Consider the following 21,623-nt stretch of genomic DNA (forward strand, 5'->3'; position numbering starts at 1 on the left):
GAATCGAAGGAAAGTACGTTGCCTAACTTGAACAAGAATCCGGAACCGTCCGAGTCGGGGGACTCGTCAGGATCGCAGCCGCCGGTTCCACCCCAGTTCGGGTCGCCGTTCGACTACGACGCGACGGCAGATGCGTCGTTGACGGAAACCTCGGCGCCAACGGAAAAGACTCCGTCGACGGAGACCACCGGCACCGGTCCAGGCTGGGACACGTATTCGGGAGTCGGGAACGGCCCGGGCTGGGGAAACCACCCCATCTACCCGCCGCCGACCGGAACCGAATCGACTACAGCGTTCCCCACTGCCGATTCTGATTCCACCCCGAATCAGCCCACGGCGCCGTACACGTCGCAGGAAAGCTACGCCGCCCAGAACTATCCGGCGACCGACTATCCGGCGCCGGACTACTCGAGGCCGACCCAAACCCCGACGGACGGTCCCGTCTACGGTGCGCCGGCAGATCAGACTCCGAATCCCTACGCGGCTCCGCCGCAGGACTACCCCGCCGCTCCACCGCAGGGAAGCCAGAATTACGGTCAGCAGCAGGGCTACCCCCAGCCTGGATATTCGCAGCCCGGTTACGGTCAGGCGCAGGGATACCCGCAAGGTCAGGGTTATCCTCAGCCTGGTTTCGGCCTTGTCGATCCGTCCGCACCCTACGGACGTGACCCGATGACCGGCGAACCGTATTCGGACAAGTCGAAGACGACCGCCGGATTGCTGGGCATTCTGCTCGGCGGTTTCGGAGCAGGACGTTTTTACCTCAACCAGCCCGGCATGGCTGTCGCACAGATCGCGGTCACTTGGTTGACGTGTGGAATCGGTGGCATCTGGCCGCTCATCGACGGAATCATGATGTTGACCGGCAGTGTGCGCGATCAGTACAACCGACCTTTGCGTAGCTGATCGAAAACGATGTTCGGAACTGTGGCCCCCTGACGCTCGTCGTCAGGGGGTCACACTTTTCTCTCGCGACCTGCGGTTATGTGCTGATAAACTAGCGAACGTCGGCTGCATGACCGTGTGGAGGTCGCCGAGTGCCGTTTTCTCGAATACCTGATCCTCGAGGCCTGTACGACCCCGATCAGGAAACCGATTCATGTGGTGTAGCCGTGGTAGCAGACACCTCTGGACGTCACCTGCATTCCATTGTCGACGAGGCGCTCGCGGTCCTGGCCAATCTCACCCACCGTGGCGCGGTCGGGCGCGAGTGCAACAGTGGTGACGGCGCGGGCATCCTTCTTCAGCTGCCGACGGAATTCTTCGACGCGGTGACCGCGTTCGAGCTTCCACCACCCAACGCGATGGGTGAGAACACCTACGCAGCCGGAAACTGCTTTCTCCCGGTGGATCGGGAAGCACGTGGGCGCGCGGTAGTTCGGATACACCGGTACGCAGCGGCAGAAGGACTGCGGATTATCGGGTGGAGGGAGGTCCCAGTCGACCGTGACTGCGTCGGAACCGTTGCCGCGCAGTGCGCTCCGTACATCAGTCAATGTTTTGTGACGTGCGCCGAGCCAAGAGATCGCAGTGTGGGCGGAATTGCCTTGGACCGACGCGTATTTGCGCTCAGGAGACAAGTCGAGCGAATTCATTCGGCCGATGATGCGGTGTATTTCCCCTCGTTGTCCGCCCGAACCATCGTGTACAAGGGCATGCTCACGCCGACGCAGTTACCCGGTTACTTCACCGACCTATGCGACGCCCGAATGCGAACTGCCTTGGCGGTCGTGCACAGTCGGTACTCCACGAACACTTTTCCGTCGTGGTCACTTGCTCAGCCGTATCGCTGCATCGCTCACAACGGCGAGATCAATACGATTGTGGGAAACAGGAATTGGATGCGCGCTCGCGAGCCGATGTTGCGGAGCGCACTTTTGGGTGGGGACATCGATCGCATGTTTCCGATCTGTACCCCGGGTGGATCCGACTCTTCGTCGTTCGACGAAGTGCTCGAGTTTCTGACGCTCGGGGGCCGCAGTGTGCAGCACGCCATCGCGATGATGATTCCCGGTGCATGGGAGAACGATTCTTCGATGCCAGACGAGATGAGGGCCTTCTACCAATTTCACGCTTGCCTGATGGAACCATGGGACGGTCCGGCGTCGGTGACGTTCAGCGACGGCACTGTTGTCGGGGCGGTGTTGGATCGCAACGGTCTTCGCCCAGGGCGATGGTGGCGGATGAGGAACGGCCGTATCGTGTTGGCGAGTGAGAGCGGTGTGTTCGACGCTCCGACGTCCGAGGTGTTGGAGAAGGGGCGCCTCGAACCGGGTCGAATGTTCCTCGTCGACACCGCTCGCCGTGGCATCGTTTCCGATGCGGAGATCAAATCCGAACTCGTGAGCACAGACCCCTACAGGGAATGGGTCGACGGGGGATTGGTCGATCTCGAGGAAATCCCCGAGTCGGCGCCTGCCCGAGGCGATCCGGCTCCGCTGTTGCAAAGGCAGCTGCTCTTCGGATACCAGGCAGAGGACTTGCAGGAAGTTCTCCTTCCAATGGCTCGCTCAGGATCGGAGCCGTTGGGATCGATGGGAGTCGACACACCTCTCGCCGTTCTCTCGGATCGGCCGAAGCTGTTGTACGACTATTTCGTCCAGCTCTTTGCTCAGGTGACGAACCCGCCTTTGGACGCGATTCGCGAGGAAGTCGTCACTACGCTTGGTGTCACCCTCGGCGCTGAGCAGAACTTGTTCGAAGCGTCGGCGCTGTCGTGCCGAAGGATTGTTCTCGATAAACCGGTGATTGGACCGGGGAAGATGGCGAAGGTCGCCGAACTATGCGGCGCAAGAACTCCGAGAAGCGCTGTCCTACGGGGAGGTTTCGATCCGAGAGGCAGTCTCGGCGAAGGCGTCGAGAGGCTTCGTGAGTCCGCCCGAACGGCCGCCGCGGCCGGAACCGAGATTCTGGTGATCTCCGACCGTGGATCGGGCCCTGAGCAGGCTCCCATTCCGTCATTGCTCGCAGTATCTGCCGTGCACCACGATCTGGTTCGGCATGGCCTGCGAACCAAGGTTTCCCTCGTCGTCGAGTCGGGTGACGCGCGCGAAGTTCATCACATCGCGCTGCTGATCGGCTACGGTGCTGCGGCTGTCCACCCCTATCTTGCTCTCGAATCGGTAGAAGCACTCAGCGAGCAAGACGAGCTTCCCGGAATAGATTCGAAAATGGCATCGGACAACTATCTGAGAGCGGCAAATTCCGGCGTGCTCAAAGTGATGTCGAAGATGGGAATCGCAACGGTTCACTCCTATACGGGCGCACAGGTATTCGAGGCAGTGGGCTTGGGCCGAGAATTGGTCGACGAATACTTCTGCAACACACGAAGCCGGATTGGCGGGATCGGTATCACCGAAGTCGCGCGAGAAGTTCTGATGCGTCACGCGGCCACGTATCGTACGGTGCGGCATCGTCAGTTGAGCAGCAGTGGAGAGTTCCGGTATCGCCGCGGTGGTGAATTGCATGTGTTCACACCCGAGTCCGTGTTCTTCCTTCAGCATGCGACCCGGACGGGGCGAAGTGAGATATTTCGTCGCTACAGCGATGAAGTCGATCGACTGAGTGCGCAGGGCGGAACACTTCGGGGGCTGTTTCGATTTCGGCGTGGGATTCGTCCGCCGATTCCGCTCCGTCAGGTCGAACCCGTCGAGTTGATTCTCGCTCGATTCAACACCGGTGCGATGAGCTACGGCTCCCTCTCTGCCGAGGCGCACGAGACGATGGCGGTTGCGATGAATGCTCTCGGCGGACGTTCGAACACCGGTGAGGGCGGAGAGTCACCGGAGCGGTTGCGTGACAACAAGCGTCGAAGCGCAGTCAAGCAGGTCGCGAGTGGTCGCTTCGGGGTGACCAGCGATTACCTGGTCAATGCCACTGACATTCAGATCAAGATGGCCCAGGGCGCCAAGCCCGGTGAAGGAGGGCAGCTTCCGGGGTCCAAGGTGTACCCGTGGATCGCGGAAACCCGGTACTCGACACCTGGAGTCGGCCTCATCTCTCCGCCCCCGCACCACGACATCTATTCGATCGAGGATCTCGCCCAATTGATCTACGACCTCACATGCGCAAACGATCGTGCGCGGATACACGTGAAGTTGGTCAGCGCAGTCGGAGTCGGGACAGTTGCGGCAGGTGTGGCCAAAGCGCACGCCGACGTGGTGCTGATCTCCGGTCACGACGGCGGGACGGGCGCGGCGGCACTCTCGTCCATCCACCACGCTGGTACGCCCTGGGAGATCGGGCTGGCCGAAACTCAGCAGACCTTGGTGCTCAACGGGTTACGCGATCGGATCGTCGTCCAGTGTGACGGGGGTCTGCGCACGGCGCGGGACGTCGTCGTCGCCGCGTTGCTGGGGGCGCAGGAGTACGGGTTTTCCACGGCGCCACTCATCGCGGCCGGCTGCGTCATGATGCGGGTATGTCACCTCGACACCTGCCCCGTCGGAGTAGCAACGCAGAATCCCGAACTGCGCGAGCGATTCACCGGCCGGCCGGAGTACGTCGAGAACTTCTTCCGCTTCATCGCCGACGACGTACGACGTTTGTTGGCAGAACTGGGGTTTCGAAGTATCGACGACGCTCTGGGCCACGCAGACGTATTGGAAATGTCTCCGGCGGTGGCGCATTGGAAGAGTCGCACGTTGGACCTCTCACCACTCTTCGACGTTCCGGCCGCGCCGACCGGCGCGGCCTACCCGCCGTGTGTACCTGTTTCGAGCGAACTCGAACGCACCCTGATCGAGTGCGCCGCGAACTCACTCGAGGACGCTCGACCCGTGCATATCGAACTGCCAGTACACAATACGGATCGGGCGGTGGGAACGAGGCTGGGCGCAGAGGTGACCAGACGCTACGGCGCCGTCGGGCTACCTGAAGGCACCATCGACGTCGTGCTCAGTGGAACGGCAGGCCAGTCACTCGGTGCGTTCCTGCCGCCCGGCATCTCGCTGGTCGTCGTCGGCGATGCAAACGATTACGTGGGGAAGGGGCTCTCCGGTGGACGAATCGCGCTTCGGCCGAGTGAGGACGCGCCCTTCGTGGCGGAGGATCAGGTGATTGCCGGCAATACGCTGCTGTACGGCGCTACGAGCGGTGCGCTGTATGCCAGGGGGCGTGTCGGGGAACGATTCGCAGTGCGCAACTCGGGCGCGGTCGCTGTGGTGGAAGGCGTCGGAGACCATGCGTGCGAGTACATGACCGGGGGTCGCGTCGTCATCATCGGTCCAACTGGTAGGAACCTTGCTGCGGGAATGTCGGGCGGAATTGCCTTCGTACTCGACGTGAAGGCAGAGAAGGTCAACGGCGACATGGTCGTTCTGGAGCGGCCTTCGGCGGAAGACTGCAGTCAGCTGGTCGAAATTCTCGGCGAGCATTTGGCTGCGACCGGCTCGCCCGTGGCGGCAAAACTTCTCGACGACTGGGTTGGCCAGAGTCCGAGATTCACCAAAGTTTTGCCTGTCGACTACCGGAAGGTCGTGGAAGAGAACGAACTGGTGGAACCGGCTCATGCCTGACGCACGCGGGTTCCTCAACGTGAAACGATCCGGCTCACCGACCAGATCGACCGATGTGCGTGTCGGCGACTGGGCGTCGGTATACGAGTCGCTGGATCCCGTCGTGCGAAATCGAGACGTATCTGCACAGGCCTCGCGTTGCATGGACTGCGCTGTGCCGTACTGCCATTCGGCCGACGTGGGGTGTCCGCTCGGCAATCTCATTCCGGAATGGAACGACCTGGTTCGGCGTGGACGGTGGTCCGAAGCCTCGGAGAATCTGCATTCCACCAACAATTTCCCCGAGTTCACCGGACATCTGTGCCCCGCACCGTGCGAAACGGCGTGCGTTCTCGCACTCGACGACGAGCACACGTCGGGGGGTGTCACCATCAAGCGCATCGAACAGGCAATCGTCGACAACGCCTGGGAGTCGGGTTGGTTGGGGCCGCAGGCACCGGTAGTTCACAGTGGAAACCGTGTTGCGGTTGTCGGTTCGGGACCGGCGGGACTGGCCGCGGCTCAACAACTGACACGAGCCGGACACAGTGTCACGGTGTTCGAGCGGAGCGATCGGATCGGGGGACTGCTTCGCTACGGAATTCCGGAATTCAAGTTGCCCAAGGCCCTCATCAACCGGCGGCTGGACCAACTGACCGCCGAGGGGACCAGATTCGTCACCGACTGCGCCGTCGGAGTGAACGTGAGCGCGCACGACCTCTCGACGGAATTCGAGGCGGTAGTCCTGGCGGTCGGGGCTGATCGTGCCAGAGACACAGACGTACCGGGTCGTAGTCTTCGCGGAATCCATCGTGCGATGACGTACCTGCGTGCGGCCAACCACGAATGCGAGGGTGACGGTGCGTCGAGCATCTCGGCGCGAGGTAAGAACGTCGTGATCATCGGTGGCGGCGACACGGCCGCCGACTGCCTCGGCACGGTGCATCGCCAAGGCGCCCTCTCGGTGACGGAATTGGATTACCACGTCCCACCTCCGGCACGCCGCGATCGAGATCGCGACCCATGGCCGTTGTGGCCGCGGGTCTTACGCAGCTCGCCGGCAGACGAGGAGGGCAGTGACAAACGATTCCGATGGGCGGCGCAGGAATTTCTCGACGACGGTGGGGGTGCGGTCCGCGCAATCCGGATGGTTCCGGTAGCCGTGTCGCGGGGGACGAACGGACAACGGACCCTGGTGGAGACCGGCGACACGACGGATCTGGTGTGCGAGATGGTCCTGCTCGCTCTGGGTTTCGACGGCGTCGAAACCGCCCCACTGCTCACCGACCTTGATGTCGGCACCGATCCATTCGGCAGAATCGAGTGTGATGTCGGGTGGCAGACCCGGACACCCGGCGTATTCGTCTGCGGCGACGCGCATCGCGGGGCGTCGCTGGTGGTTTGGGCGATTGCCGAGGGACGGTCGGCCGCACGTGCCGTCGACATGTTTCTCACAGGCGAGTCGGCGCTTCCGGCTCCGGTTCATCCAAAGGCATTTCCGCTGTTCGTGAGCTGACCAACTGAATCGAGTAAGTACAGAAAGTGCAGGTCGCAAATGCCGGATAGAAGTGCGGTGGGGTAGCGACTAGGCTCGAGCCGTGAACCGACGGACAAAAATTGTATGCACACTTGGACCTGCGACAGCTTCTGGCGACCGCATCCGTGAGCTCGTGGAGAGCGGCATGGACGTGGCGCGCCTCAACTTCAGCCACGGCGAGCATGCCGATCACGAAGAAAACTACATTCGCGTCCGCGCCGCGTCGGACGCCACCGGAAAGGCCGTCGGTGTTCTCGCCGACCTTCAGGGGCCCAAGATTCGCCTCGGCCGATTCAAGGACGAGCGGACCACCTGGGCCAACGGTGAAGAGGTTCGTATCACCGTCGACGACGTCGAGGGAACGCACGATCGCGTCGGGACCACGTACAAGGAATTGGCGCGCGACGCCAAGGCCGGCGATCGACTGCTGGTCGACGACGGAAAGGTCGGCCTGGTCGTCACGTCCATCGACGGCAACGACGTCGTCTGTCGGGTCACCGAAGGCGGTCCGGTCAGCAACAACAAGGGCCTCTCACTGCCCGGTATGAACGTCTCCGTTCCAGCCCTGTCGGGCAAGGACATCGCCGACCTCGAGTTCGCTCTCAAGCTGGGTGTCGACTTCATTGCACTGTCCTTCGTTCGCTCACCGGCGGACGTCGAATTGGTTCACGCCATCATGGATCGAGTCGGGCGCCGCGTTCCCGTCATCGCGAAGCTCGAGAAGCCCGAGGCCATCGACAATCTCGAAGCCATCGTGCTCGCGTTCGACGCCGTCATGGTCGCCCGCGGTGACCTCGGTGTCGAGTTGCCGCTCGAGCAGGTCCCGCTCGTTCAGAAGCGCGCAATCCAGATTGCTCGTGAGAACGCGAAGCCGGTCATCGTCGCGACGCAGATGCTCGAGTCGATGATCGAGAACTCACGTCCCACTCGCGCAGAGGCATCCGATGTCGCCAACGCCGTTCTCGACGGCGCCGACGCAGTCATGCTCTCGGGCGAGACTTCGGTGGGCAAGTACGTCATGGAAACCGTTCGCACCATGGCCCGCATCGTCGAGGCCGTCGAGAACGAATCAACCCGTGTCCCACCGTTGACCCACGTCCCGCGCACCAAGCGCGGAGTCATCTCGTACGCAGCACGCGACATCGGCGAACGTCTCGACGCCAAGGCCTTGGTTGCGTTCACTCAGTCCGGTGACACGGTGCGTCGACTGGCTCGTCTGCACACGCCGCTGCCGTTGCTCGCCTTCACACCGCTGCCCGCGGTGCGCAGTCAGCTGACGCTGACGTGGGGAACCGAGACGTTCCTGGTCGATGCGGTGGCCACCACCGACGAGATGGTGCGTCAGGTGGACAGTGCGTTGCTCTCCCTCGGGCGGTACGTCAAGGGCGACCTCGTGGTCATCGTTGCCGGATCCCCTCCGGGAACTGTCGGTTCCACCAACCTCATTCACGTCCACCGTATCGGCGAAGAGGACCACTGAGTGACCCACGCGAACGCGTCCACCGACCTCGGTACTCTTCTCGGTCTGTTGGATCTGGAGCAGATCGGTGACGACGCGTTCCGTGGATACCACCCGAAACAGGTAGGTTCGCGGACGTTCGGCGGTCAATTGGTGTCTCAGGCACTGATGGCCGCCGGACGGACTGTCGACGGTGATCGCCCCATCCATGCCGTGAACGCCCATTTCATTCGGGGCGGAGATGTGAAGGCGCCTATCGAGTACCGGGTGGAGCGTCATCGTGACGGGAGGGCATTCGCCAACCGTCAGGTGACTGCCTATCAGGGTGAGAACGAATTGTTCGTGATGCTCGCGGCGTTCCAGGACTCCGGCAAGGGGCTCGACCATGCTGTCGAGATCCCGGATGTTCCACTTCCGGAGTCGTTGCCTCCCATCGGCGATCATCTGGTGGGGTACGAGGAAAAACTGCCGCATTTCAGTGCGGCGCTCAAGCCGATCGACATGCGGTACGCCAACGATCCGGCGTGGATCCTCAAGGGCACCGGCGAGAAACTCAACCACAATCGGGTGTGGATGCGCCCCGACGGTGATCTGCCGGACGATTCGCTCATTCACGCTGCGACGCTGGCATATTCGTCCGACACCACCGTGCTCGATTCGATTCTGACCACTCATGGTTTGTCCTGGGGTCATGATCGTATCGTCGCGGCGACGGTCAATCATTCGATCTGGTTCCATCGCCCGTTCCGGTTCACCGACTGGGTTCTGTACGCCACCGAATCGCCGGTCGCCGCAGGTTCGCGCGGTCTGGCAACCGGACGGTACTTCTCGGTGGAAGGACTGCTGTTGGCGACGGTGGTCCAAGAAGGAATGATCAGGCATTTCCCGCGTAAAGGGGAATGAGATGCGGGCCCGAGAGTGAACTCGGGCCCAGAATCAAGCAGACTTGCGATATTGCGGTGAGAGTTCGTCGGCGCGGTCCCACGGAGACCAGTCGACTTCGCGTCCATCGAGTTGGGCCGCAACAACTTCCAAGCCCGCGTGCCAGCCGGCGGCGTGGGCGTACGCGGACTCTTCGTCTTCCATCGTGTGGGTGAGGGTCAGCCAGCAACCGCCGGTGCCGTCCGGTGCCAGTTCCCAATGCAGAGTATCTGCGTCCCAGAGGAATTCGAGAATTCGGTGCGGGTGGACGCTGATGACCGTCCCGCGCGTCACGTGATCTGCGGGCAGTCCGAATCGCTCGACTTGTTCCGGGGTCACCTTGAACAGCAGATCCGCGCCTGGAGTGAGATTGAAATCGACGTCCGCCGGGAACCAGGCGTCGAGGTACTCGCGTTCCGTTATCACTTTCCAGACCTTGTCCGGTGCGTGCGGAATTGCCAGTTGGAAGCTCAGTGACACCCGACCGTCATAGGTCAGGTTTATCTTGCCGTTGTCCATCGGTGCCTCCAATGCTTGGTGCCCGTGCGGTTGCCCCCATCGTGCCATCTAATTGCTTAGGATGGAATAACTGCAGGTCAGATCGTTACCTATTGATAGGTTATGTCGATTTGTCTCGTTTTGAGAGCGGCGTTCCGGATGCGTTTCGTGGCAGTGAGACAAACGCGCGGTACGCTGACCAAGCACGACTGGCGCGGGTGGGAATTACCACCGGGGAGTGCACATCGCGAGGCATCGACCGCCTGGGTGCTTCACACATCTTGTGTGAAGGGGGATTCATGTCTACCGAAAATCTGCCCAGCCAGAACGTGGCCGCTCGAATAATCGACGGACGCGCAATTGCCGATGCTGCGCTCGCGGACCTGTCAGTGCGCACGAGGCAGTTTCGTGATGAGACAGGGCACGTTCCTTGCCTGGCCGCCGTCATCGTGGGAGCGGACCCGGCCTCGAAGGCGTATGTACAGATGAAGGCCAAACGGTCTGTCGCCGTCGCAATGACGTCGCGGACGGTCGAACTCCCGGTGAGTACAACCACCGAAGAACTAGTCGACGTGCTGAGAGCGTTGTCGGCGGACCCTTCGATCGACGGCATACTGCTGCAACACCCGGTGCCAGGCCACATCGACGAACGGGCTGCGTTCGATGCCATCTCGGCCGACAAGGACGTCGACGGCGTTACCTCGGCAGCGTTCGCGGCAATGGCGTTGACCGGTGGGGGATTCGAATCATGTACACCGAGTGGCATCCTGCGCCTGCTCGACGCCACAGGCGTCGAACTCACCGGAAAGCATGCTGTCGTGGTCGGCCGAAGCCCGATACTCGGATTGCCGATGGGAATGCTCCTCCTGCGTCGAGGCGCAACGGTGACGTACTGCCATTCGCGAACCGTCGACCTGGCCGCCCACGTCGCCTCGGCAGACGTCGTCATCGCGGCCGTCGGTGTTCCGGAACTGATCAAAGGGGCGTGGATCAAGCCTGGGGCAGTGGTGATCGATGCGGGGTACAACGAGGGCAACGTCGGAGACGTGGAGTACGTCGCCGCACTCGCACATGCCGGTGCGATCACACCGGTGCCGGGTGGCGTCGGCCCCATGACGGTTGCCGTCCTGCTGGAACAAACACTGGCAGCAGCAGTTCGAGCAGCGGAAGTTCGGGCATGCAGTGAGAGTTCGGGCATGTAGTGAGAATCATGACAGTCGTGTTGGACCGGACCCAGCAATCGCCTCGGATCGATTGTGAGACCTCGGTTTCGAGACGGAGTATTCATCCGCCCCTCGATAACCGAATTACCGCGTCGAGCACCGCTGCGCTGGAATGGCTGAGCTGAGCGCGCAATTGGGTATTCGACAGTCAGCTGTCTGCCGTGGGGATGTCGATCATCAACTGGGACGGTGAATCGGATGTCGATACGGTGTATGCCGGACGGATGTCGACCGTGCCGACAAACGACTGCAGGATCGCACTGTTCCTGGCCGCACTGTCTATGCGCGTGATGTTTTCGCCCTCGTGAGATACGGAGTTGAGCGACGAATCCGATTGGACTCCCATCAGGTCGACTTGAAGTATCGATCGACTTCCGACGTCCACGACTGTGCTGTCACCCGCTCGGATTGCTTCGCTGACGTATTCAGTTTTCCAGAACACTGATCCATTTCCGTCGAATCGGTAGGTGATTCGGGTGAAACCATCGTGATCGGTTACGTCGATCTCGGTCACGTCGACGCGCGGATTCGGTGAAGGGATCTCCGTGTCGTTCGGGAACGGAGCAAGCGTGGAGATCTCGGTTGGTGGGGCATCGATCGGGGGAGTGCCGACCTGAAGGGTGCCTGTCTGTGTTGCAGCATCGAGGACGGTCTGGGTGGAAGATTCGCCGGCAGTGTTGGATTCGCCGGCAGTGTCGGATTGGTCGTCAGTCTGACACCCGGTGAGCAGCGCGAAAACAGGTATGGCTCCGAGCAGAGCAATCAGGCGACGACCGTTCATGGATCGAATCTAACTGCGGTCGATCTGGGGTACAGCCGAATGCCGAAACCTTGCGGTACGGCCAACTGCGGCAGGTGGTGCCCTCGGTGAGACTCGAACTCACACTGGACGGGTTTTGAATCCGTTTCCTCTGCCAATTGGGATACGAGGGCTTGTTGCGATGACTACATTAGAAGATGCGATTTCAATGTCAAACACCGGTACCCTCTAATCGTTCGCGTCTCGTGTCGGGGCGGTTCGATGGAGGAGGATGGTGGCCATGAATTCGCCGCAGCCGCAAGGCAATCAGCTCGCACCCCGTCGTGTTGTCGTCGCTGAAGACGAGGCGTTGATCCGCATGGATCTGGTCGAGATGCTCCGCGAAGAGGGCTACGACGTCGTCGGTGAGGCCGGTGACGGGCAGGTTGCGGTGGAGTTGGCCGAGTCGCTCAAGCCTGATCTGGTCATCATGGACGTGAAGATGCCCAGGAGAGACGGCATCGACGCCGCTTCGGAGATTGCCGCCAAGCGGATCGCTCCTGTTGTCATTCTCACAGCGTTCAGTCAGCGCGAGTTGGTCGAGCGCGCACGCGATGCCGGCGCCATGGCTTACTTGGTCAAGCCGTTCTCGATCAGTGACCTCGTTCCCGCTGTCGAATTGGCGGTCAGTCGTTTCCGCGAGGTGACGGCGCTCGAGCGTGAGGTCGCTGATCTTTCCGACCGGCTCGAAGCACGCAAGCTGATCGAGCGAGCCAAGAGTGTTCTGATGGTTCGCCAAGCGCTCACCGAACCTGAGGCGTTCAAGTGGATTCAGCGCGCCGCGATGGATCGGCGCTCCACGATGAAGGCGGTCGCACAGGTCGTACTGGAAACTCTGGGCGGCGAACCGGACGCTTGAGCAAAGTGTCCGGGTTATCCGGCTGCACTGAGTGGCTGCGTCGACCGTCGAAACGTCGCGCAGCGCTACAGCCGTGTAAACACTGTGCGCCTTCAGATAACAGTCAGGTCACAGGGCTTTCTTGAAGGATCGCGAAACGGTTCCAAGGTCTAGCGTCTGATCCCACAGCGAGCGCCAGTTCGGGTGGCGCGAGCACCGGCTGATCTTAGGAGCGTGGGATGGCTAGACGAACACTTGTGCGTACTGCTGCAGTTCTCGGCGCGGCATCACTGGCACTTGCAGGCTGTAGCTCGGACAAGTCGGATGACTCGTCTTCGAGTGGCTCTACGTCCGGCGCTTCCGCCGCGACGACATCCGTCACGACTGATTGCACCCCGGAGCAGGCCAAGGCCGGCGCCACCCCGTCCGCGGAAGCGCTGCGTATCGGTACGCTTCTTCCCGATACAGGCAGCTTGTCGTTCCTCGGGCCGCCGATGGTCGCGGGCACCCAGCTGGGAGTCAACGACGTCAATGCTGCCGGAGGCGTTCTCGGCCAACCGGTCCAGCTGATTCCCGGCGATTCGGGTGACACCACAACGGACACCGCCAACACCACCGTCGACCGCGAATTGGCTGCAGGCACTCAGGTCATCGTCGGCGCCGCGTCGTCCTCGGTTTCGCTCAAGGTGATCGACAAGATCGCCAGCGCAGGCGTCGTGATGTTCTCGCCTGCCAACACCTCGGACCAATTCGTCTGCTACCCCGACAAGGGCATGTACTTCCGCACCGCTCCGACGGACGTACTGCAGGCTCAGGCCGTCGCACAGCTCATTTCGGACGACGGTGGTCAGCGCGTAGCAATCATGGCCCTCAACGACCCGTACGGGACGGGTCTGGCGGACAACATCGAAAAGAATCTGATCGATTCGGGCGTCCCCTCCGATCAGATCGAGAAGATCATCTACGACCCGAACGCGCAGTCGTTCAACTCCGAAGTCGATCAAGTCAAGAACTTCAATCCGGATGCAGTGGCATTGGTGGGCTTCGAGGAGTCGGCGAAGATCATCACGCGCATGCACGAAGTGGGCATCGGCCCGTCGGACGGAATGGCGATGTACGGCGTCGACGGCAACATGGGTAACGCGCTCGGCGAATCCGTGGCGAAGCCGTTGCTCGACACCATGCAGGGAACCACGCCCCTGACGGACGTCGGAGCTGCCTTCCAGGATCGTCTGAAGGCTGTGAACCCCTCTCTGATCGACTTCAACTACGCCGGAGAGTCGTACGACGCGGTGGTGATCTCAGCGCTCGCTGCCGAGCAGGCGAAGTCGACGGCCGGTACCGACATTGCAGCCAACATCAACAGCGTCACCGAAGGTGGCACCAAGTGCACGTCCTATGTCGAGTGCCTGCCGTTGGTGAAGGCGGGAACCGACATCGACTACGACGGCATCACCGGTGAGTTGGACTTCAACGATTCGGGAGAACCGTCCATCGGTTCGTACGGAAAGCTCAAGTTCGGCCCTGAGAACACGCTGACCACAGAAGGATTCGTGGTCGTGGGCAAGTAAGCAGCCAACGAGAATGGGCCAGGGTCGAGAGACCCTGGCCCATTCTCGTGTCTGTTCTACTTCTCTTTGCTGCCAGCGAGCGTTCCCAAGTACAACTCGATCACCTTGGGGTCGTTCATCAGATTGGCGCCGGTGTCGGTGTACGCGTTCTTACCCTGATCGAGTACGTAGCCGCGGTCGCAGATCTGAAGGCAGCGGCGCGCGTTCTGCTCGACCATGATGACCGAGACACCCGCAGCATTGATCTTCTTGCAGCGGATGAACACCTCGTCCTGGAACATGGGGGACAGGCCCGCGGACGGTTCGTCGAGCAGCAGCACCGACGGATCCATCATCAGGGCCCGGCCCATCGCGACCATCTGGCGTTCGCCGCCGGAGAGTGCGCCGGCCTTCACCTTTCGTCGTTCACTCAGAAGAGGGAACAGTTCACTCACGAAGGCGAATCGTTCCGCGAATGCCTTGGGCCGCAGATAAATGCCCATTTCGAGGTTTTCTTCGATGGTCAGAGTCTGAAAGACGTTCTGTGTCTGAGGGACGTACCCGACTCCCTTCTGAACGAGGACGTGAGCGGGAGCAGACGTGATGTTGTCCTCGCGTAAGGTGACCGACCCTTCGCGTACCGGTATCAGTCCGAACAGTGATTTCAGGAGTGTCGATTTGCCTGCGCCGTTCGGTCCGATGATCCCGACGATTTCCCCTTCCTTCAGGAAGAAGTTGCATTCACGCAGGATGTTGACGCCGGGAATGTAGCCCGCGACGAGGCTGTCGGCGCGGAGCAGGGCACCTGCTGACAGTCGCTGATGCTCCTCGGCCGTCGCGGCGAACTCTGCAGGCGTCAGTGAACGTGCGTGGTTCTCGCTCATGGCTTCTCGTGCCTTCCGCGCGGTTCCTCGGGACTCGATTCCAGCGTCGCGGCGAGATCGGCCGGAAGGTTGTCGACGTCGGGTTCCGACAGGTCCCCGCCCGACTCGAGGGTTTCGACCTCGGCTTCAGCCAGGGCGGCGGCCAGAACGGCCGTCTCGCCCACCGGATTTCCGTTGTCGTCGAACTCGAGGGCCTGGTCATGGTGGCTGCCCAGATATGCGTCGACGACGGCTGTGTTGGACGAGAGTTCGTCCGGGGTGGATTCGGCGATGACGCTGCCCTGCGCCATGACCACCACCCAATCGCTGATATCTCGGATCACGTCCATGTCGTGCTCGACGAACACGACCGTCATTCCGTCGTCGCGCAATGATTTGATGTGTCCGAGCAGGCTTTGCGTCAGAGCAGGATTGACCCCCGCCATCGGTTCGTCGAGCATCACCACCGAGGGCGAGGTCATGAGTGCGCGAGCCATTTCGAGCAGTTTGCGCTGCCCACCGGAGAGTGAACCGGCGAGGTCGTCTGCCTTGGTGTCGAGTTTGAATCGTGCGAGGAGTTCGTTGGCGCGTTCGGTGATCTCGCGTTCCTGGCCTTTCCAGATCCACGGAACGAGGGATGCAAAAATGCGTTCACCTCGTTGGCCGGTGGCACCGAGACGTACGTTGTCCAGCACGGTGAGTTTGGAGAGCGCCTTGGTCAACTGGAACGTCCGTACCACTCCTTTCCTGGCTACCTGGTGGGGATACATGCGGCCCAGCGATTGACCGTCCATCGACCACGTACCGGTGTCCGGCCGGTCGAAACCGGTGAGGAGGTTGAAGAGCGTCGTTTTTCCGGCACCGTTTGGACCGATCAGACCCGTGATGCACCCTCGTTGAATCTCGAGGTGATCGACGTCGACGGCCTTGAGACCGCCGAACGTCCGCGAGACGTTGTCAGCGACCAGTACCGGGTCGGGTTTCGCCGATCCGGGAAGGTGAGGAACGTCGGCAAAGATCTGTGCTCTGGTATCGGCGTCAAGCATTGAGTTGCACCTCCCGCTTGTTACCCAGTATTCCCTGCGGTCTGAAGACCATCAGGAGAGCAATCATCAATCCGAGCAGGACATACCTGGTGGCTCCGACTTGCTGTTCCGTGAGTGAAAGCAGCGGATTTTCGCCGGAGATCGCCTGACGCAACAAGGCATCAGGGATGGCGAGGAGGAACCAGAACAACATTGCGCCGACCACCGGGCCGAATACCGTTGCCGCCCCGCCCAGAATCAGTGCGCCGAACGCGAAGAACGTCTGCGCGGTCGAGTAGAAGTCCGGGTTGATGGACTTGGTCTGCAAAGCGTTGAACACACCGGCCAGACCACCGATCACACCGCCGAGAACCAGCGCCTGCATCTTGTACACGAAGACGTTCTTGCCCAACGATCGCGCTGCGTCCTCGTCTTCGCGAACCGCCTTGAGGACGCGCCCCCACGGACTGTGCGTCAACAGGTAGACAAATCCGCACAAGATCAAGACCAGCGTCCACCCCACGACCATCGACCAGAGGTCGTCTCCGTAGAACTTCACGCCGAGAAATGAGTACTGCTTGGCCGAGTCGAAGGGGCTCAGTGCGGTGAACGGGTCTGCGAAACCGAACAGGCCATTGGTGGAACCGGTCACCGAATCCGACGCGGTCGAGCGGAAGATCAGACGCAGGATCTCCGAAGCGGCGATGGTCACGATGGCGAGATAGTCGGCGCGCAGACGCAGCGTCGGGATACCGAGCACGAGCGCGAGGAGCCCGGCTGCGGTAAGTCCGACGAGGATGCCGAGCCACAACGGCTGGTCGTAGGTCACGGTCATGATGCCGACGCCGTAGCCGCCGAGGAGGGCAAAACCGATCTGACCGAAGTTGAGCAGTCCGGCGTAGCCGAAGTGCAGGTTCAGCCCGATTGCCAGCAGTGCGTAGAAGATTGCCGACGGCCCGATCAACTGGGCGAAGGAAACCTGGAAAGCTCCCATGATGTCCATGTTCGTCACCCGATCCTTTGTCTGGATCCGAGGATGCCCTGGGGGCGAACCACGAGGATCACGATCAAGACGAGAAGTCCGCCGATGTATTTGAGATCGGGGTTGATGATGAGCGTCGAGAGTTGGACCAGAAGTCCCACGATGACGCAGCCGAGTAGCGCCCCGTACGCGGTTCCCAGACCACCGAGGGTGATTCCGGCGAACATGAGCAGCAACAGTTTGAAGCCCATTTCCCACTGGACGCGTCCGCCGAGTTCGGAGATACCGAACAGCACACCGCCGAGGGCGGCCAATCCGCCGCCGAGCCCCCAGACGAACATGATCACGCGCTCGACGTTGATACCGGACGAAGCGGCGAGGTCACGATTGTCGGAGACGGCACGCATGGCCTTTCCGATGCGAGTCTTCTGCAGAAGCAGTGCGACGCCGACCAGGACGACCAGACTGACGATCATGACTATCGCGTTGGCGTCGGTCAGTGCGATCGGGCCCCAGTTCTTCTCGACCTGGCCCTGGTAGTCGTCGAACGGTTCGGCGCGGTCGGAGAAGAAGATCAGGATCAAGTAGCGCAATGAAATCGCGAGACCGATCGAGACCACCAATTGTGCGATCAACCCGGTCTTGCGCTTACGCAGTGGTTTCCAGACGATTCCGTTGGTCAGCAGGCCGATGCCGATGCCGACGAAGATCGCGAGGATCGTGGCGGGAATCAGCGGAACGCCGAAGGACGTGTTGATCACCCAGGCAGCTACGGCTCCTAACGTCACCATCTCGCCGTGAGCGAAGTTGGTCAGGCCAGTGGTGCCGTAGATCAGGCTCAAACCCACACCGGCGATCGCGATCACGAGGCCGAACCGCAGACCGTCGACCGTCGTGCGGATCAGCTTCTCGCCGAAGCTGACATTCGAGGCGGTACGTACCTCGCCGAACGAGAAGATCACGGTGTTCGCGCGGCCGGCCACCACCTCGCGTTCGACAGCGGCTTGCACACTGACCCCGTCGGGAAGTGTGTCGGCAACGATCTCGAAGGTGTAGGTGCCCGGTGCCACGGCCAGTTCCCAACGGCCGTTCGATGCCGATTCTCCGGTGGCGACTTCCGTACCGGAAGAATCGAGCGCACGGACGGTGACGCCCTCGAGGCGTGTGCCGCCGTTGTTGAGATTGCCGCTGACGGGGACAGCGTTGTCGGGAACCGGTGCTGTCGGTGTTGCGGATGCTGTCGGGGTCGGCGGTGTAGGGGAAGTGGTCGGTTCCTGAGCCGAAGCAGTTCCGGCCAGGCTGAGTAATGCGAAGAACGTCAGTAATGCAAAGGCCAGTAGTCGGCTGAGTGTCGCGAGGGTCTGCCGTTTCACTACGGGTGGGGCCACGTACGTCCTCCGAGCGGGTCGGGAATAGCGCGTCTGGACAAAGGTGCCGCGCAGCACAGGGATTGTTTCGTTGCTGCGATTTCCGGACTCTAACGGCTCCGTTCGCTTCAGATGGGGTTCTGAGATTTCCGGGATGTTTCGGTTCCGTATCGAAGGCCGAAGGCTGCATCAATTGTCCGATTCTTGTGTGTGTTCCTGCGTAAACAACGGCGAAGGCGTCGATGTCGGTCGCGATCCCTAGACTGATGAACCGTGAGCCCCGCAACCACAACTCGGTCCAGCACGTCCACCGCTTCAGCCGGCACCACCGGCAAGGCGGACGATCGCCCTCTTCTGATGCTTCTCGACGGGCATTCGTTGGCATTTCGCGCCTTCTATGCGCTGCCTGCAGAGAACTTCAAGACACACAGTGGGCAGGCCACCAACGCGGTGTACGGCTTCACGTCGATGTTGATCAACCTTCTTCGTGACGAGCAGCCCACCCACTTGGCCGCGGCTTTCGACGTGTCGCGTCAGACGTTTCGCGCCGACCTGTTCCCCGAATACAAGGCGCAGCGCGCGAAGGCTCCGGACGAATTCAAGGGCCAGATCGACATCACCAAGGACGTTCTCGGCGCGCTGGGCATCCCGGTCATGGCCGAGGAAGGTTTCGAGGCCGACGACGTGATTGCCACGTTGACCACGCAGGCGGAGGCACTCGGATACCGGGTTCTCGTCGTGACCGGCGACCGCGACTCGCTGCAGCTGGTGACCGACAACGTCACTGTGCTCTACCCGAAGAAGGGTGTCTCGGAGCTCACCCGATTCACGCCGACGGCCGTCGAGGAGAAGTACAGCCTCACTCCGTCGCAGTATCCGGATTTTGCTGCCCTGCGCGGCGACCCGAGTGACAACCTCCCCGGTATCCCCGGCGTCGGTGAGAAAACCGCTACCAAGTGGATCCGTGAGTACGGTGACCTGCAGGGACTGGTAGACAACGTGGACAAGGTCCGCGGCAAGGTGGGCGACTCACTACGAGAGAACCTCGCAAACGTCCTGCTCAATCGTCAGCTCACCGAGATGGTTCGCGACGTTCCGTTGCCGTACACGCCCGAGCAGTTGGTCTTGGCCCCGTGGGACCGCGAGAAGATTCATGCGTTGTTCGACGATCTCGAGTTCAAGGTTCTCCGCGATCGACTGTTCGCGACCCTGTCGTCGTCCGAGCCCGAAGCAGAGGAAGGGTTCGAGGTCAGCGGCGACGCACTCGCCCCGGGTGCGGTTGCCGCGTGGCTCGACGCCCACGCGCGAACCGGTGAGCGTCACGGCGTCACGGTGCTCGGAACCAGAACTCCGTTTGCCGGCGACGTCACTGCACTCGCGATCGCGGCCTCCGACGGTGAATGTGCGTACATCGCGGCGTCGACGGCAACACCGGAAGACGAAGCAGCTCTCGGTGATTGGCTCGCCGATGCATCGCAGCCGAAGGCGCTGCACGAAGCCAAGTGGGCGATCCATGCTCTGCGTGGGCGTGGTTGGACGCTCGGTGGACTGACCAGCGACACCGCTCTGGCCGCATATCTCGTCCGGCCGGGCCAGCGCAGCTTCAATCTCGACGATCTCTCGCTCCGCTACCTCAAGCGTGAACTGCGCGCCGAAACATCCGGCCAGGAACAGCTTTCACTGCTCGACGACACCGAACAGCTCGATGCCGAAGCAGCCGAGACCGCGATGCTCAGCGCTCAGGCCGTTCTCGACTTGGCAGCTGCACTGGACACCGAGTTGGAGTCGATCGAGTCCAAGTCGCTCCTCTCCGACATGGAACTGCCGTTGACGATCGAGCTCGCTCAGATCGAGGCCACCGGCATCGCCGTCGACAGCGCGCATCTGCACGATCTTCAGAGCCGTTTCGCCTCCCAGGTCGCTGACGCCGCAAACTCCGCCTACGAGGTGATCGACAAGCAGATCAACCTGGGTTCGCCGAAGCAGCTGCAGGTGGTCTTGTTCGAAGAACTCGACATGCCCAAGACCAAGAAGACGAAGACGGGCTACACCACCGACGCCGAGGCGTTGCAGGGTCTGTTCGACAAGACAGGACACCCGTTCCTTGAACACCTTCTCGCGCATCGTGATGCGACGCGTATGAAGGTGACCGTCGACGGTCTTCTCAAGGCCGTGGCCGAAGACGGTCGCATCCACACGACGTTCAACCAGACGGTTGCCGCGACCGGGCGTCTGTCGTCGACCGATCCGAACTTGCAGAACATCCCGGTGCGAAACGACGCGGGGCGCGAGATTCGCGACGGATTCGTAGTCGGGCAGGGGTTCGACGTTCTGCTCACTGCCGACTACAGCCAGATCGAAATGCGCATCATGGCGCACGTGTCAGGCGACGAGGGGCTGATCGAGGCATTCAACACCGGTGAGGACCTGCACAGCTTTGTCGGCTCGCGCGCATTCGGAGTTCCGATCGAAGAGGTCACTCCTGAACTGCGTCGCCGGGTCAAGGCGATGTCCTACGGTCTGGCCTACGGGCTCAGTGCCTACGGATTGGCGTCGCAGCTGAAGATTTCGACCGAAGAAGCGAAGCAGCAGATGGATGCGTACTTCGCTCGTTTCGGCGGCGTGCGGGATTACCTCCACGCGGTGGTCGAGCAGGCACGTAAGGACGGCTACACCTCGACGCTCTACGGTCGTCGTCGCTACCTGCCGGACCTCAACAGCGACAACCGTCAGCGTCGTGAGGTGGCCGAACGTGCTGCCCTGAATGCGCCGATCCAGGGCACCGCAGCCGACATCATCAAGGTCGCGATGATCAATGTTCAGAAGGCTCTCGCCGAAGCCGGATTGAAGTCGCGCATGCTGTTGCAGGTGCACGACGAATTGGTGCTCGAAGTGGTCGCCTCCGAGTTGGAGGAAGTCACCGCACTGGTCAAGGACAAGATGGCCACAGCCATCGAGTTGTCGGTACCCCTGGACGTTTCGGTGGGAACCGGTCGAAGCTGGGACAGCGCGGCTCACTGAGTCGGCGTCAAGACAGTGTGGCTACGAAAAGAGCGCGCTCCGAAT

15 protein-coding genes, 1 tRNA gene and 1 riboswitch are annotated in these 21,623 nt (G+C 61.5%); of the genes, 9 read left to right on the forward strand and 7 right to left on the reverse strand.

Annotated elements, in window-relative coordinates; genetic code table 11:
* Positions 1-27 precede the first annotated feature (27 nt).
* The 5 genes from B0E55_RS25190 to B0E55_RS25210 all read left to right on the forward strand — a co-directional run bounded on the left by B0E55_RS25190 (position 28) and on the right by B0E55_RS25210 (position 9,394).
* A complete protein-coding gene (locus tag B0E55_RS25190; RefSeq protein ID WP_080910690.1) occupies positions 28-906 on the forward strand; it encodes a TM2 domain-containing protein in 879 nt (292 codons plus the stop codon).
* Positions 907-1,037: 131 nt separating this feature from the next.
* Positions 1,038-5,516, forward strand: a complete 4,479-nt coding sequence (gene gltB, locus B0E55_RS25195) for a glutamate synthase large subunit (protein ID WP_080910691.1) — start codon at positions 1,038-1,040, stop codon at positions 5,514-5,516.
* A complete protein-coding gene (locus B0E55_RS25200) occupies positions 5,509-7,011 on the forward strand; it encodes a glutamate synthase subunit beta (protein ID WP_080910692.1) in 1,503 nt (500 codons plus the stop codon). Before gltB ends, B0E55_RS25200 begins: the two co-directional genes overlap by 8 nt.
* A gap of 82 nt (positions 7,012-7,093) precedes the next feature.
* A complete protein-coding gene (pyk, locus tag B0E55_RS25205) occupies positions 7,094-8,512 on the forward strand; it encodes a pyruvate kinase (RefSeq protein WP_003944038.1) in 1,419 nt (472 codons plus the stop codon).
* Positions 8,513-9,394: an acyl-CoA thioesterase gene (locus B0E55_RS25210; RefSeq protein WP_019748651.1), complete on the forward strand. Its 882-nt coding sequence runs from the start codon at positions 8,513-8,515 to the stop codon at positions 9,392-9,394.
* Positions 9,395-9,427: 33 nt separating this feature from the next.
* Here the strand turns inward: B0E55_RS25210 and B0E55_RS25215 are convergent, their stop codons facing one another.
* Positions 9,428-9,931 (reverse strand): SRPBCC domain-containing protein, encoded by a 504-nt coding sequence (locus B0E55_RS25215; protein ID WP_003944006.1) that lies wholly within the window; start codon positions 9,929-9,931, stop codon positions 9,428-9,430.
* 174 nt (positions 9,932-10,105) lie between these two features.
* Positions 10,106-10,186, forward strand: a riboswitch (ZMP/ZTP riboswitch).
* A 23-nt stretch (positions 10,187-10,209) separates the two neighbouring features.
* On the opposite strand from B0E55_RS25215, the gene B0E55_RS25220 reads away from it, so the two are divergent.
* Complete coding sequence (locus B0E55_RS25220; RefSeq protein ID WP_133053438.1) at positions 10,210-11,112, forward strand: bifunctional 5,10-methylenetetrahydrofolate dehydrogenase/5,10-methenyltetrahydrofolate cyclohydrolase; 903 nt, start codon at positions 10,210-10,212, stop codon at positions 11,110-11,112.
* A 169-nt stretch (positions 11,113-11,281) separates the two neighbouring features.
* Here the strand turns inward: B0E55_RS25220 and B0E55_RS25225 are convergent, their stop codons facing one another.
* Both B0E55_RS25225 and B0E55_RS25230 read right to left on the reverse strand, forming a co-directional pair.
* A complete protein-coding gene (locus B0E55_RS25225) occupies positions 11,282-11,914 on the reverse strand; it encodes an AMIN-like domain-containing (lipo)protein (RefSeq protein WP_080910693.1) in 633 nt (210 codons plus the stop codon).
* Between the two features lie 75 nt (positions 11,915-11,989).
* Positions 11,990-12,066 (reverse strand) — tRNA-Leu (locus B0E55_RS25230).
* 107 nt (positions 12,067-12,173) lie between these two features.
* Here B0E55_RS25230 and B0E55_RS25235 point away from each other — a divergent pair.
* On the forward strand, positions 12,174-12,791 hold the full coding sequence (locus B0E55_RS25235; RefSeq protein WP_003944029.1) for an ANTAR domain-containing response regulator: 618 nt from the start codon (positions 12,174-12,176) through the stop codon (positions 12,789-12,791).
* A gap of 218 nt (positions 12,792-13,009) precedes the next feature.
* A complete protein-coding gene (locus B0E55_RS25240; RefSeq protein WP_080910694.1) occupies positions 13,010-14,341 on the forward strand; it encodes an ABC transporter substrate-binding protein in 1,332 nt (443 codons plus the stop codon).
* A 56-nt stretch (positions 14,342-14,397) separates the two neighbouring features.
* On the opposite strand, the gene B0E55_RS25245 is transcribed toward B0E55_RS25240, so the two are convergent.
* Genes B0E55_RS25245 through B0E55_RS25260 form a run of 4 tightly spaced genes read right to left on the reverse strand, consistent with a single transcriptional unit; the run spans position 14,398 to position 18,527 of the window.
* Positions 14,398-15,204 carry an ABC transporter ATP-binding protein gene (locus tag B0E55_RS25245; RefSeq protein ID WP_007728720.1) on the reverse strand — a complete coding sequence of 269 codons (807 nt, stop codon included), beginning with the start codon at positions 15,202-15,204 and terminating at the stop codon, positions 14,398-14,400.
* Positions 15,201-16,229, reverse strand: coding sequence for an ABC transporter ATP-binding protein (locus B0E55_RS25250; protein ID WP_029255470.1), 1,029 nt, complete (start codon positions 16,227-16,229; stop codon positions 15,201-15,203). The genes B0E55_RS25245 and B0E55_RS25250 overlap by 4 nt, the downstream gene beginning before the upstream one ends.
* A complete protein-coding gene (locus B0E55_RS25255; protein ID WP_003944088.1) occupies positions 16,222-17,211 on the reverse strand; it encodes a branched-chain amino acid ABC transporter permease in 990 nt (329 codons plus the stop codon). The genes B0E55_RS25250 and B0E55_RS25255 overlap by 8 nt, the downstream gene beginning before the upstream one ends.
* 5 nt (positions 17,212-17,216) lie before the next feature.
* Entirely contained in the window at positions 17,217-18,527 is a 1,311-nt protein-coding gene (locus B0E55_RS25260; RefSeq protein ID WP_037120375.1) for a branched-chain amino acid ABC transporter permease, read from the reverse strand.
* Between the two features lie 303 nt (positions 18,528-18,830).
* On the opposite strand from B0E55_RS25260, the gene polA reads away from it, so the two are divergent.
* Entirely contained in the window at positions 18,831-21,578 is a 2,748-nt protein-coding gene (gene polA / locus B0E55_RS25265; protein WP_019748643.1) for a DNA polymerase I, read from the forward strand.
* Positions 21,579-21,623: the final 45 nt, after the last annotated feature.

It is taken from the genome of Rhodococcus sp. 66b, from assembly GCF_002076325.1.
Taxonomy (GTDB): domain Bacteria; phylum Actinomycetota; class Actinomycetes; order Mycobacteriales; family Mycobacteriaceae; genus Rhodococcus_F; species Rhodococcus_F erythropolis.